Genomic DNA, 12,130 nt, shown 5'->3' with positions numbered 1-12,130 from the left:
CGATCTGTCGTCAGACGGGCCGAAGCAGAACGTGCTTCTTCTTGCCGAAGGAGAGCTTGATGACGCCTTCCGGCGTCAGGTCCCGCGCGGTCAGCACCTGCTTGTCGTCGGTGACGGTAGCGTCGTTCACCTTGAGCCCGCCGCTCTTGACCTGCCGGCGCGCCTCGCCATTGGAGGCGACCAGCCCGGTCTTCTCCGCGAAGGCGACCAGCACGCCGATGCCGGCCTCAAGTTCCGTCGACAGCACGTCGACCGTCGGCAGGTCGGCGGAGAGGCCGCCTTCCTCGAAGGTTTTGCGCGCGGTCTCGGCCGCCGCCTCGGCCGCCGCGCGGCCGTGCAGCATGGCGGTGATCTCGGTGGCGAGGATCTTCTTGACCTCGTTGATCTCCGAGCCGGCCAGCTGCGACAGCCGGGCGATCTCGTCCATCGGCAGGGTGGTGTAGAGCTTGAGGAAGCGGGAGACGTCGGCATCCTCGGTATTGCGCCAGTACTGCCAGAACTCGTAGGCGCCGAGCATGTCGGCATTCAGCCACACCGCGCCGTTGACCGACTTGCCCATCTTGGCGCCGGAAGCGGTGGTGAGCAGGGGCGAGGTCAGCGCGTAGAGCTGCCCGGTGCCCATGCGGTGGCCGAGATCGATGCCGTTGACGATGTTGCCCCACTGGTCGGAGCCGCCCATCTGCAGGCGCACGTCGTAGCGCCTGGCAAGCTCGACGAAGTCATAGGCCTGCAGGATCATGTAGTTGAATTCGAGGAAGGACAGCGACTGCTCGCGATCCAGCCGGGTCTTCACGCTGTCGAAGGACAGCATACGGTTGACCGAGAAATGCCGACCGACGTCGCGCAGGAATTCGAGGTAGTTGAGATCACGCAGCCAGTCGGCATTGTTGATCATCAGCGCGTCGGAAGGTCCTTCGCCATAGCTGAGGTAGTTCGAGAACACGCGCTTGATCGAGGCGATGTTCTCCTCGATCGTCTCGACCGTCATCAGCTTGCGCGCTTCCTCCTTGAAGGAGGGGTCGCCGACCATGCCAGTGCCGCCGCCCATGAGCGAGACGGCGCGGTGGCCGGTCTGCTGCAGCCAGTGCAGCATCATGATCTGGATGAGCCCGCCGGCATGCAGGCTCGGCGCCGTCGGATCAAAGCCGATATAGGCCGAGACGGTCTCCTTCGCGAACAGCTCGTCGAGGCCGGATTCATCGGAGATCTGATGAATGAAGCCGCGCTCGTCCAGGGTGCGGAGGAAATCGGATTTGAACTTGCTCATCTCGGGCCTGCGGGCATCAACGCCATGTTAGGAACGGTCGAATTAGCTATCAGCTTCGCGCACGGCTTCGGCCCGGCAAGGCGGATTTCGTGCGCGGTGGATGTATCAGCTTCGCGCGGCGAAAGCACCCCGAAGCGCTCGCCCGGCGCAACGCAATCGAGGAACGATGATGGTGCGTCCCCTGAAGGCGATCGGCCTGATGAGCGGAACCTCGCTCGACGGCGTCGACGTGGCGCTGATCGAAACCGATGGCGAGCGTGTCGCGAGCTTCGGGCCGGGCCGGACCTATGTCTATGCGCCGGAGACACGGGAATTGCTCTTCCGGGCGATTGCCGATGCGCGCGGCATGACCGACCGCCACGACCGGCCGGGCATCCTCAAACGGGCCGAACGGTTGTCGACCGAACGCCATGTGCTGGCTTTAGCAAGCTTTCTCAAGGAATTCCCAGCCTATCGTGATGTGGATGTCATCGGCTATCACGGCCAGACCGTGCTGCACCGGCCTGAAATCGGGCTGACCGTCCAGATTGGCGATGGACCCGCCCTTGCACGCGCGGTGCGCGGTATGACGACGGGGGACGGCGCCGCGCTGGTCTATGACATGCGCGCGGCCGACGTCGCCGCCGGCGGGCAAGGGGCGCCCTTGGTGCCAGTCTATCACCGGGCGCTGGCGCGGGGGCTGGGACCGGCCAGGCCGCTGCTCATTCTCAATCTCGGCGGGGTGGCGAACGTTACCTATGTCGACGGCATGAGCGACCCGATCGCCTGCGACACCGGCCCGGCCAATGCCTTGGTCGACGATTTCGTGAAATCCCGAACCGATCTGCCCTTCGACGAGGACGGTGCGATTGCCGCTCAGGGGGCCGTCGATGAAGCGGTGGTCGAGCGCCTGCTGGCTCACCCGTTCTTCCACCGTCCGCCGCCCAAGTCGTTGGACCGCAACGATTTCCGTGCCTGGGTCGCGGAACATGCCGGGCTGGACGCCATGAACACCGCGGACGGAGCGGCGACCCTGACGGCAGTGAGCGCGAGTGCTTGCGCTGCCGTGCTGCGCTTTCTGCCGGCAACGCCCACGCAACTGATCGTTGCAGGCGGCGGTGCGCATAATGCGACGCTGCTGCGCATGCTCAGCGCACGGACCGGCATCGAGACGGTGACTGCCGAGAAGGTCGGCTGGTCGATCGATGACATGGAAGCGCAGGCTTTCGCCTTCTTGGCGGTGCGCGCGCTGCGCGGCCTGCCGCTGAGCTTCCCGACCACGACCGGCGTGCCCGCGCCCCTGACCGGCGGGATCATCGTGGCGAGCGGCACGGCGACTTGAGCCTGCCGCCATCGGCTGCACCCCTGATGCAAATCACTGCCGCGCTGCTGCAGCGAAGCTGAAGGCGAGCTTCAGAAAAATTTAATCTACGTCCAGTTTGTCGCAGTATTCCTGAAATGCATTGGTGCGATGCAAAAGCCGATGATGCAATGCACAATATATTGCGTATCTTGAGGGCTCCCGGAAGTCCGGCTCGCCAGGCAGGCAGCTTCCTATCAACACGCCTGGACAGAACTTGGAGCAATCGAGATGCGCAGCCTCATTCGCGACATCCTGCCCCTCGCCGTAGCGGGTGGGCTTATCGCCGTCGCCGTCATCGCCCCGGTGCGGGCTTCCGACAAGGCCGCGGGCCTTCGTCCCGCCACCGCCCAGCCGATCCAGCTCGGCTATGTGAAGGGCGTCGCCTATTACACGCCGGCGAATGACGGCTATCACGTCGTCGCCACGCTCAGCGTCGCCGATGGTGCGCCGGTTCGCGTCGCCGCGACGCTGAAGCCCGAACAGGCGGTCAGCTTCTCCGTGCCCGGCGCGGTGGACGGCGACACCCGCACGGTCGAGATCGTCCGCAGCGGCGATGTGATCACCGTCACCGAGCCGACCCGGCTCGTGCTGAACTGATCGAACAATTCTCCCCGAATGCAGAAGGCCCGGCGTGGTGAGCGCCGGGCCTTTTGTCGTTCAAGGTTTCGAGGGCGCTCAGGCGGCGCTGGTCTTCTTCGCGGTGCCCGGCAGGCGCTTGTCGAGATAGGCGCCGACCACCTCCATCAGATCCTCGGTCTTGCCGTCGAAGAAGTGGTTGGCTTCGGCCACGGTCTGCTGCTCGATGACGATGCCCTTCTGCGTCTTCAGCTTCTCGACGAGGCCGGTGACGGCGGAGAATGGCACCACCGCGTCCTTGTCGCCATGCACGAACAGGCCGGAGGACGGGCAGGGCGCGAGGAACGAGAAGTCGTAGAGGTTCGCCGGCGCGGCGATGGAGATGAAGCCTTCCACCTCGGGACGGCGCATCAGAAGCTGCATGCCGATCCACGCGCCGAACGAGAAGCCGGCGATCCAGCAGGCCCGCGCGTCCGGATTGATCGACTGCGCCCAGTCCAGTGCGGCGGCAGCATCCGCCAGCTCGCCCTGGCCGTGGTCGAACGAACCCTGGCTGCGGCCGACGCCGCGGAAGTTGAAGCGCAGCGTGGAGAAGCCGCGATTCACGAACTGGTAGTAGAGGTTGTAGACCACCGGATTGTTCATCGTGCCGCCGAACTGCGGGTGCGGATGCAGGATGATGGCGATGGGCGCGTGACGCGTCTTGGCCGGCTGGTAGCGACCCTCGAGCCGCCCCTTCTCGCCGGTGAAAATGACCTCAGGCATGTAGATCGAGACCTTGGATGCGGCGCGGGGGAGTGTGTTCTGTCGGAGGAGCGGTGGAATGGCTTTGCCACTACGCCCGACGTCGGGAACTACATTTTACCGCAGGCGCCTTGACGATATGGGGTGCGAACCCTAACTTATTAGAATAATTCTAATATTCAGCGTTAGGTTGTGCAGGCTGCGCCCACAACCTGCGCCCCTTCGCAGATGACGGAAGCCAACCTATGAAGGACGCTGCCTTATTTTGCAAGCTTTTCGCACAGAGGGCAGGCGGAACAGGCATCTGGTGACTATATAGGTCGCGAAGGGCAGATTTCGAGCCCGGGCCCATGTCGACGGCTGGTAAATGAACGAACGTACCTATCTCGATCACAACGCGACTGCCCCGGTGCGTCCCGAGGCGAGGGCGGCTTTGCTGGATGCGCTCGACGCGACCGGCAACGGCTCGTCGGTGCATGGCGAGGGCCGCGCCGCGCGTCTTGTGATGGATACAGCGCGGGCACGTGTCGCGGCGCTGGTCGGTGCCGATCCGCGCGGCGTTGTGTTCACGTCCGGCGGTACGGAGGCCGACACGCTGGCGCTGACGCCGGACTATCAGCGCGGCGTGGTGCCCGAGCGGTGCGACGCGCTGATCGTCAGCGCGGTCGAGCATGCGGCGGTGCTGCGTGGCCATCGCTTCCCCGCCGAGCGGGTGGAGGTTCTGCCGGTGGATTCGCGTGGGCGTGTCTCGCTCGCGGCCCTCGATGCGGCGCTTGAGCTTCAGTCGGCTGCCGGGCGCCGCGCGCTGGTGTCGGTCATGCTGGCGAACAACGAAACCGGCGTGATCCAGCCGATTGCCGAGGTGGCGCGCCGGGCCCATGAGCACGGGGCGCTGGTTCACACCGATGCGGTGCAGGCGGCCGGGCGTATTTCTGTTTCCATCCGCGATCTCGGCGTCGATCTCGTGTCTGTTTCGGCGCACAAGATCGGCGGAGTGCCCGGTGCGGGCGCTCTGGTGATGGCTGATCCCGATCTTCGTCCCGCTCCCGTCTTCGCCGGCGGGGGCCAGGAACGGGGGCGTCGCGGCGGCACCGAGAACGTGCCGGCCATCGCCGCTTTCGGCGTCGCGGCGCAGTCGGCCGGAGCTAGTTTAGAATCAGAACAAATACGTATCGCTGCCTTGCGCGAGCGGCTTGAAAGCGCTCTAAGGTGCGAATTCCCCGAGCTCGTGCTGCTCGTCGGCGATGTCGACCGTTTGCCGAACACCTCGTGCCTGTCGCTGCCGGGCGTGCCGGCCGAAACGATGGTGATCGCGCTCGATCTTGCGGGCCTTGCGGCGAGTGCCGGCTCGGCCTGTTCGTCGGGCAAGGTTGCGGCCTCGCATGTGCTGGCCGCCATGGGCGTGCCGGGACGCATCGCGCGTTCCGCCTTCCGGCTGTCCTTCGGATGGTCGAGCGGGGAAGAGGATGTGAACCGGGCCCTCGGCGCGTTCCGCCGCGTGATGCCGGGTCTGTTGCGTCGCCGCGCGGCAGCGTGAGGCGCGTGCGTTGGTGAGTGAAGTGTTGGCCTGAACCCGCGGGCCTTGAACCCGCGTGGGAGAGGAGATGAGACGATGCCGGCCGTACAGGAGACAGTGGACCAGGTCCGCTCCATTGATGTCGATCAGTACAAGTACGGGTTCTTCACCGATATCGAGTCGGAGAAGGCTCCCAAGGGTCTCGACGAAGATACCGTCCGCTTCATTTCGGCCAAGAAGGACGAGCCGGAATGGATGCTGGAATGGCGTCTTGAGGCCTTCCGCCGCTGGCAGACCATGCGCGAGCCGGATTGGGCGCGGGTGAGCTACCCGCCGATCAATTACCAGGACCTCTATTACTATTCCGCGCCGAAGAAGAAGGCGGCGGTGTCGATCGACGAGATCGACCCGGAGATTCTCGCCACCTATGAGAAGCTCGGCATCCCGCTGCGCGAGCGCGACGCGCTGCTCGGCATCGCCAGCAGCGGCGGCGAAGGTAATGGCAGGGCTCGGGTCGCGGTCGACGCGGTGTTCGATTCGGTCTCGGTGGCGACGACGTTCAAGGAGGAGCTCGCCAAGGCCGGCGTGATCTTCATGCCGATCTCCGAAGCCATCCGCGAGTACCCGGAGCTGGTGAGGAAGTATCTCGGCTCGGTCGTGCCGGTGACGGACAACTTCTTCGCCACGCTGAATTCGGCGGTGTTTTCCGACGGCTCCTTCGTCTACGTGCCGAAGGGCGTGCGCTGCCCGATGGAGCTCTCGACCTATTTTCGCATCAATGAGCGCAACACCGGCCAGTTCGAGCGCACGCTGATCATCGCCGACGAGGGCGCCTATGTGAGCTACCTCGAAGGCTGCACCGCGCCGCAGCGCGACGAGAACCAGCTGCACGCGGCCGTGGTCGAGCTGGTGGCGCTGGCCGACGCCGAGATCAAGTACTCGACGGTGCAGAACTGGTACCCCGGCGACAAGGACGGCAAGGGCGGCATCTTCAACTTCGTCACCAAGCGCGGCGACTGCCGTGGCGACCGCTCCAAGATCTCCTGGACGCAGGTGGAGACCGGTTCGGCGATCACCTGGAAGTACCCGAGCTGCATTCTGCGCGGCGACAATTCGCAGGGCGAGTTCTACTCGATCGCCATCTCGAACGGGCGCCAGCAGGTCGATTCCGGCACCAAGATGGTCCATCTCGGCAAGAACACGTCGAGCCGCATCATCTCCAAGGGCATCGCGGCGGGCTACTCGGACAACACCTATCGCGGTCTCGTCTCGGCGCACCGCAAGGCGACCGGTGCGCGCAACTTCACCAATTGCGACAGCCTGCTCATCGGCGACAAGTGCGGGGCGCATACCGTGCCCTATATCGAGTCGAAGAATTCGAGCGCGCAGTTCGAGCACGAGGCGACCACCTCGAAGATCTCCGACGACCAGCTGTTCTACTGCCGCCAGCGCGGCCTCGATCCCGAGGAAGCGACGGCGCTGATCGTCAACGGCTTCGTCAAGGACGTGCTCCAACAGCTGCCGATGGAGTTCGCCGTCGAGGCGCAGAAACTGATCTCGGTGAGCCTCGAAGGCTCGGTGGGCTAGCCCCTCAATACCGTCATCCCGGACGCGGCACGGCCGTGCTCCGGGATCGCTTCCCAGATTTCAGCGCGCCCCTCGCGGGACGACGCGCTCCAGATACGGACCGAACGAAATGGCCATGCTCGAAATCGACAACCTCCACGCCAAGATCGACGGCGATCACGGCAAGGAAATCCTCAAGGGCCTGTCGCTGACGGTGAACCCCGGCGAGGTGCACGCCATCATGGGGCCGAACGGCTCCGGAAAGTCGACGCTGTCCTACATCCTCGCCGGCAAGGAAGACTACGAGGTCACCGAGGGTTCGGTGACGTTCGACGGCGAGGACCTGCTGGATCTGGAGATCGACGAGCGCGCCGCCAAGGGCATCTTCCTCGCCTTCCAGTACCCGATCGAGGTGCCCGGCGTCGCCACCATGACCTTCCTGCGCTCGGCGCTGAACGCCCAGCGCAAGAAGCGCGGCGAGGAGGAGGTCTCCACCCCGGACTTCCTGCGCCTCGTGAAGCAGCGCGCCGGCAGCCTCGGCATCAACCAGGACATGCTGAAGCGCGGCGTCAATGTCGGCTTCTCCGGCGGCGAGAAGAAGCGCGCCGAGATCCTGCAGATGGCGATCCTGCAGCCCAAGCTGTGCATCCTCGACGAGACCGATTCCGGCCTCGACATCGACGCGCTCAAGGTGGTGTCCGAGGGCGTGAACGCGCTGCGCTCGCCCGACCGCGCGATGATCGTCATCACCCACTACCAGCGCCTGCTGAACCACATCGTGCCGGACTTCGTGCATGTCATGCACAAGGGCCGCATCGTGCGCTCGGGCGGCAAGGAGCTGGCGCTGGAACTCGAAGCCAATGGCTATGCCGAGTACCAGCAGGACGCGGCGTGAGGTGGATGAGATGAACGCCGAAATCCGTCCGATCCGGACCCCGGCCGAGCAGGCGTTGATCGCCTCCTTCGATGGGCTGCCGGCTGGTGGCGACCGGCTCGGCGATCTGCGCCGCGCCGCCGCCCGCAGCTTCGCCGAACACGGCCTGCCGCACCGGCGCGTCGAGGAATGGAAGTACACCGACCTGCGCACGCTGATGCGCGAGGCCGTACCGGTCGCCGGCACCGCCGCGGTGGCTGAAGCCGACGCGCGCGCAAAAGTGCTGCGCGAGGTCGACGCCCGCCGCATCGTCGTCGCCAATGGCCGCGTGCTGCCTGAACTCTCCGATCTCGCCGGGCTGGAAGACGGGCTGACCGTCACCACCCTGTCGGCCGCCATTGCGGCCGGCGATGAGGTGCTGAGCCGCGTCGGCGGCATCGTTCCGGGCCGCTATGACGCGGCGCTGGCGCTCAACACCGCGCTCGCCCGCGACGGCGTCATCGTCACCGTCGCGCCGGGCGTCGAGATCGACCGCCCGATCCATGTCGCCCATGTCTTCGCCGGCCATGCCCCGGCGGCGAGCTATGCCCGCTCGCTGGTGGTGGTCGGCGCCGGCTCCAGGCTCACTTTCGCCGAGAGCTTCGAGGGGCCGGAAGGCATGGCCTACCAGGCCAACAGCGCCACCGAGTTCGTGGTGGGCGACGAGGCGCATCTCGACGTGGTGCGCCTGCAGCGTGACAGCACCACCGCGATCCACCTCTCGACCATCCTGTTCGATGTCGGGCGGCAGGCGCAGGTGCACGCCTTCACCTTCGGCGTCGGCGCCGGCGTGGCGCGCACCTCGCTCTACGCCACGCTGTCGGGCGAGGACAGCCATGTCGGCTTCAACGGCGCGGTGCTCTTGAGCGGCCGCCAGCACGCGGATTCGACGCTGTTCGTCGACCATCAGGTGCCGGGCTGCGAGAGCCGCGAACTGTTCAAGCATGTGCTCGACAATTCGTCGCGCGGCGTGTTCCAGGGCAAGATCGTCGTCCGCCAGGCGGCGCAGAAGACCGACGGGCGGATGATGAGCCGCGCGCTGGTGCTCGGCGACGACGCGGAGATGGACAACAAGCCGGAGCTGGAGATCTTCGCCGACGACGTGCAGTGCGGCCATGGCGCTACCTGCGGCGCCATCGACGACGAGCTGCTGTTCTACCTGCGCGCCCGCGGCATTCCGCTGAAGGAGGCGCAGAGCCTCTTGGTGCAGGCCTTCGTCGGCGAGGCGATCGAGACCGTCGAGCATGACGGGCTGCGCGAGGCGCTGGTGGAGCAGGCGGAAGCCTGGCTGAAGGCGCGGGGGTGACCTGCATCTTCTGCTGACATCCTTCGAGGCCCGGGCTTTGCCCGGGCACCTCAGGATGACGGTGTTCTTTTCGATGGGGCGATGACGCTGCTCTCGGATGCGACGTCATCCTGAGGTGCGAGCGAAGCGAGCCTCGAAGGATGCTCGTCTCCCGCCCGGTGACAGTAAAGGTCGAGACATGACCACCATCCACCCCGCCGTTGCCAACGGCACCTATGACGTCGCCCGCGTGCGGCAGGATTTCCCCATCCTGTCGAAAGAGGTCTACGGCAAGCCTCTGGTCTATCTCGACAATGCCGCCTCGGCGCAGAAGCCGGTGCAGGTGCTGGACCGCATGCGCTTCGCCTATGAGAACGAATATTCCAACGTCCATCGCGGTCTGCATTTCCTCGCCAATGCGATGACCGAGGCCTATGAGCAGGCGCGCGAGCGCTGCCGCGCCTTCCTTAATGCACCGACGCTGGAAGAGGTGATCTTCACCCGCTCGGTGACGGGCGCGATCAATCTCGTGGCCTCCTCGCTCGGCCAGTCGATCAGGGAGGGTGACGAGATTATCCTCTCCATCATGGAGCACCACTCCAACATCGTGCCGTGGAACTATCTGCGCGAGCGCAAGGGCGCGGTGATCAAATGGGTGCCAGTGACGGAAGACGGCGCCTTCGACCTTGAGGCCTACAAGGCGCTGCTGACCGAGCGCACCAGGATCGTCGCCGTCACCCATATGTCGAACGTGCTCGGCACGGTGACGCCGGTCAAGGAAATCGCCCGGCTGGCGCATGAGGTCGGCGCGGTGGTGGTGGTCGACGGCGCGCAGGCGGCGGTGCACATGCCGGTCGACGTGGTCGATCTCGACGTCGATTTCTACGGCGTCACCGGCCACAAGCTCTACGGCCCGACCGGCATCGGCGTGCTCTATGGCAAGCGGGCGCTGCTGGACAAGCTGCCGCCCTATGAAGGGGGCGGTGAGATGATCCGCACCGTCACCGAGGACGGCGTGACTTATGGCGAGCCGCCGCACCGCTTCGAGGCCGGCACGCCGCCCATCGTGCAGGCCATCGGCCTCGGCGAGGCGCTGGTCTACATGGAAAGCCTCGGGCGCGAGCGCATCGCCGCGCATGAGGCCTCGCTCGGCGCCTATGCCAAGGAGCGGCTGTCGCGGATCAATTCCGTGACCATCTATGGCAATGCGCCGGGCAAGGGCGCGATCTTCGCCTTCGACGTGAAGGGCGCGCATCCGCACGACATCGCGACCATCATCGACCGCGCCGGCGTGGCGGTTCGCGCCGGCACCCATTGCGCGATGCCGCTTCTGGGGCGATATGGTGTAACGGCGACGTGCCGGGCGTCGTTCGCGCTCTATAACACGCATGAGGAAGTCGACGTGCTCGCCGACGCCCTCATCAAGGCTCAGGACCTCTTCGCATGAGCGAGATGCAAGCTTCGGACGGCCCGAACGCACCGGCGGTCGATTCCGCGATCCCGGCGCAGGAGCTCGAGCAACTGACCGACGACATCGTCGCGGCGCTCAAGACCGTCTACGATCCGGAAATCCCGGTCGACATCTATGAGCTCGGCCTCATCTACAAGGTCGACATCGCCGACGACCGGCAGGTCGCCGTCGAGATGACGCTGACCACGCCGAACTGCCCCTCCGCCGCCGAGCTTCCCGGCATGGTGGAAGGCGCGGTGGCGAGCGTCGGCGGCGTGTCGGGCGTCACCGTCAACCTCACCTTCGACCCGCCCTGGGACCAGGGCAGGATGTCGGAGGAAGCGCGGCTGTCGCTCAACCTCTGGTGAGCGCGATGGCGGAAGGGCCGGTGCCGCCACCAATCTCCGGCGTGCTGGAGACCGGGCTCTATGTCGACGACATCGAGGCCGCCCGTGCCTTCTATGAGGGCGTGCTCGGCCTCAGGCCGATGATCGCCGACGCCCGCTTCTGCGCCTATAATGCTGGGCCGGCGAGCGTGCTGCTGCTGTTCCAGCGCGGCGCGACGCTGGTGCCCGTCGTGATGGCGGAAGGCACCATTCCCCCGCATGACGGGCATGGGCCGCTGCATTACGCGCTGGCGATTCCTGAGAGCTCGGTCGAGCGGTGGGTGGCGCATCTCGCTGCGCACCGGGTGGAGATCGAGAGCCGGGTCGACTGGAAGGGCGGGGGCATCAGCCTCTATTTCCGCGATCCCGATCGCCATCTCGTGGAACTCGCCACGCCGGGGCTGTGGCCGAATTATTGAGCTTCCCATTGCAGACGTCATCCTGGCCGCAGCGGAGCGCCGGGATCGCTCACCAATTCCACGCGATCCCGGATCGGCCTTCGGCCGTCCGGGATGACGGCAAAGGGCAGCGGGAAGACTCTTCAGAAAATCGATCTTCTCGCCGTTGCCATGGCTGATCCGCGCCGGGCGATCTTGTGTCCGGCGGCGGACTGCCCCATTTTAGGCGAACCGATCCGCCGGCCTTTAACCGGCGTCGATTAGGAGACGACGAAATGACCGAAGCGACCGTGCGTCCTGTCCGCCCGCGTCCCGCCGTGATGACGCTTACCGAAGCCGCCGCCGAGCGCGTGCGGTCGATCATCGCGCGTTCCGAAAAGCCTGTCGCCGGCCTGCGCGTCGGGGTGAAGAACGGCGGCTGCGCCGGCATGGAATACACCGTGGAATTCGCCGAGGAAGCGGGGCGGTTCGACGAGGTGGTCGAGGACAAGGGCGTGAAGGTGCTGATCGACCCCAAGGCGATCCTGTACCTGCTTGGCACCGAGATGGACTTCAAGACCGACAAGTTCTCGGCCCAGTTCGTCTTCAACAATCCCAACCAGACATCCGCCTGCGGCTGCGGCGAGTCCGTCGCCATCACGCCGGTGCGTTCGGAACCTGCCGACGCGCACGCCTGACCGACGGAGC

The 12,130-nt window shown here is 65.7% G+C and carries 12 protein-coding genes; 10 read left to right on the top strand and 2 right to left on the bottom strand.

The window, feature by feature from the left end:
- Positions 1 to 10: 10 nt before the first annotated feature.
- Positions 11 to 1,267, bottom strand: a complete 1,257-nt coding sequence (tyrS, locus tag ACO2RV_RS08345) for a tyrosine--tRNA ligase (protein ID WP_423291755.1) — start codon at positions 1,265 to 1,267, stop codon at positions 11 to 13.
- Between the two features lie 181 nt (positions 1,268 to 1,448).
- On the opposite strand from tyrS, the gene ACO2RV_RS08340 reads away from it, so the two are divergent.
- On the top strand, positions 1,449 to 2,588 hold the full coding sequence (locus tag ACO2RV_RS08340) for an anhydro-N-acetylmuramic acid kinase (RefSeq protein ID WP_423292059.1): 1,140 nt from the start codon (positions 1,449 to 1,451) through the stop codon (positions 2,586 to 2,588).
- A 249-nt stretch (positions 2,589 to 2,837) separates the two neighbouring features.
- Positions 2,838 to 3,206, top strand: a complete 369-nt coding sequence (locus tag ACO2RV_RS08335; protein ID WP_423291753.1) for a hypothetical protein — start codon at positions 2,838 to 2,840, stop codon at positions 3,204 to 3,206.
- A 78-nt stretch (positions 3,207 to 3,284) separates the two neighbouring features.
- On the opposite strand, the gene ACO2RV_RS08330 is transcribed toward ACO2RV_RS08335, so the two are convergent.
- The gene (locus ACO2RV_RS08330) at positions 3,285 to 3,950 is read right to left on the bottom strand and encodes an alpha/beta hydrolase (protein WP_423291751.1); all 666 of its coding nucleotides are present in this window, start codon (positions 3,948 to 3,950) and stop codon (positions 3,285 to 3,287) included.
- A 346-nt stretch (positions 3,951 to 4,296) separates the two neighbouring features.
- Here ACO2RV_RS08330 and ACO2RV_RS08325 point away from each other — a divergent pair, with 346 nt between their 5' ends.
- The 8 genes from ACO2RV_RS08325 (at position 4,297) to ACO2RV_RS08290 (ending at position 12,120) form a co-directional block, all read left to right on the top strand.
- Positions 4,297 to 5,466, top strand: a complete 1,170-nt coding sequence (locus ACO2RV_RS08325) for a cysteine desulfurase family protein (RefSeq protein WP_423291749.1) — start codon at positions 4,297 to 4,299, stop codon at positions 5,464 to 5,466.
- Positions 5,467 to 5,541: 75 nt separating this feature from the next.
- Positions 5,542 to 7,032 carry a Fe-S cluster assembly protein SufB gene (gene sufB, locus ACO2RV_RS08320; RefSeq protein ID WP_423291747.1) on the top strand — a complete coding sequence of 497 codons (1,491 nt, stop codon included), beginning with the start codon at positions 5,542 to 5,544 and terminating at the stop codon, positions 7,030 to 7,032.
- Between the two features lie 115 nt (positions 7,033 to 7,147).
- The gene (sufC, locus tag ACO2RV_RS08315) at positions 7,148 to 7,906 is read left to right on the top strand and encodes a Fe-S cluster assembly ATPase SufC (protein ID WP_423292057.1); all 759 of its coding nucleotides are present in this window, start codon (positions 7,148 to 7,150) and stop codon (positions 7,904 to 7,906) included.
- Positions 7,907 to 7,916: 10 nt separating this feature from the next.
- The gene (gene sufD / locus ACO2RV_RS08310; RefSeq protein WP_423291745.1) at positions 7,917 to 9,230 is read left to right on the top strand and encodes a Fe-S cluster assembly protein SufD; all 1,314 of its coding nucleotides are present in this window, start codon (positions 7,917 to 7,919) and stop codon (positions 9,228 to 9,230) included.
- 178 nt (positions 9,231 to 9,408) lie between these two features.
- The gene (locus tag ACO2RV_RS08305) at positions 9,409 to 10,656 is read left to right on the top strand and encodes a SufS family cysteine desulfurase (protein WP_423291743.1); all 1,248 of its coding nucleotides are present in this window, start codon (positions 9,409 to 9,411) and stop codon (positions 10,654 to 10,656) included.
- Positions 10,653 to 11,027 (top strand): SUF system Fe-S cluster assembly protein, encoded by a 375-nt coding sequence (locus ACO2RV_RS08300; protein ID WP_423291741.1) that lies wholly within the window; start codon positions 10,653 to 10,655, stop codon positions 11,025 to 11,027. Before ACO2RV_RS08305 ends, ACO2RV_RS08300 begins: the two co-directional genes overlap by 4 nt.
- 5 nt (positions 11,028 to 11,032) lie before the next feature.
- Positions 11,033 to 11,464, top strand: coding sequence for a VOC family protein (locus ACO2RV_RS08295; RefSeq protein WP_423291739.1), 432 nt, complete (start codon positions 11,033 to 11,035; stop codon positions 11,462 to 11,464).
- 299 nt (positions 11,465 to 11,763) lie between these two features.
- The gene (locus ACO2RV_RS08290; RefSeq protein ID WP_423292055.1) at positions 11,764 to 12,120 is read left to right on the top strand and encodes a HesB/IscA family protein; all 357 of its coding nucleotides are present in this window, start codon (positions 11,764 to 11,766) and stop codon (positions 12,118 to 12,120) included.
- Positions 12,121 to 12,130: the final 10 nt, after the last annotated feature.

Origin of the sequence: Ancylobacter sp. VNQ12, from assembly GCF_049445835.1 — a bacterium.
Classification (GTDB): Bacteria; Pseudomonadota; Alphaproteobacteria; order Rhizobiales; family Xanthobacteraceae; genus Ancylobacter.
This window is presented reverse-complemented; position numbering and strand designations above follow the sequence as displayed.

Excerpts from the sequence above, each read along its gene's own strand:
- tyrS (WP_423291755.1), bottom strand. The coding sequence starts at position 1,267 with ATGAGCAAGTTCAAATCCGATTTCCTCCGCACCCTGGACGAGCGCGGC.
- ACO2RV_RS08335 (WP_423291753.1), top strand. The coding sequence starts at position 2,838 with ATGCGCAGCCTCATTCGCGACATCCTGCCCCTCGCCGTAGCGGGTGGG.
- ACO2RV_RS08330 (WP_423291751.1), bottom strand. The coding sequence starts at position 3,950 with ATGCCTGAGGTCATTTTCACCGGCGAGAAGGGGCGGCTCGAGGGTCGC.
- ACO2RV_RS08325 (WP_423291749.1), top strand. The coding sequence starts at position 4,297 with ATGAACGAACGTACCTATCTCGATCACAACGCGACTGCCCCGGTGCGT.
- sufB (WP_423291747.1), top strand. The coding sequence starts at position 5,542 with ATGCCGGCCGTACAGGAGACAGTGGACCAGGTCCGCTCCATTGATGTC.
- sufC (WP_423292057.1), top strand. The coding sequence starts at position 7,148 with ATGCTCGAAATCGACAACCTCCACGCCAAGATCGACGGCGATCACGGC.
- sufD (WP_423291745.1), top strand. The coding sequence starts at position 7,917 with ATGAACGCCGAAATCCGTCCGATCCGGACCCCGGCCGAGCAGGCGTTG.
- ACO2RV_RS08305 (WP_423291743.1), top strand. The coding sequence starts at position 9,409 with ATGACCACCATCCACCCCGCCGTTGCCAACGGCACCTATGACGTCGCC.
- ACO2RV_RS08300 (WP_423291741.1), top strand. The coding sequence starts at position 10,653 with ATGAGCGAGATGCAAGCTTCGGACGGCCCGAACGCACCGGCGGTCGAT.
- ACO2RV_RS08295 (WP_423291739.1), top strand. The coding sequence starts at position 11,033 with ATGGCGGAAGGGCCGGTGCCGCCACCAATCTCCGGCGTGCTGGAGACC.
- ACO2RV_RS08290 (WP_423292055.1), top strand. The coding sequence starts at position 11,764 with ATGACGCTTACCGAAGCCGCCGCCGAGCGCGTGCGGTCGATCATCGCG.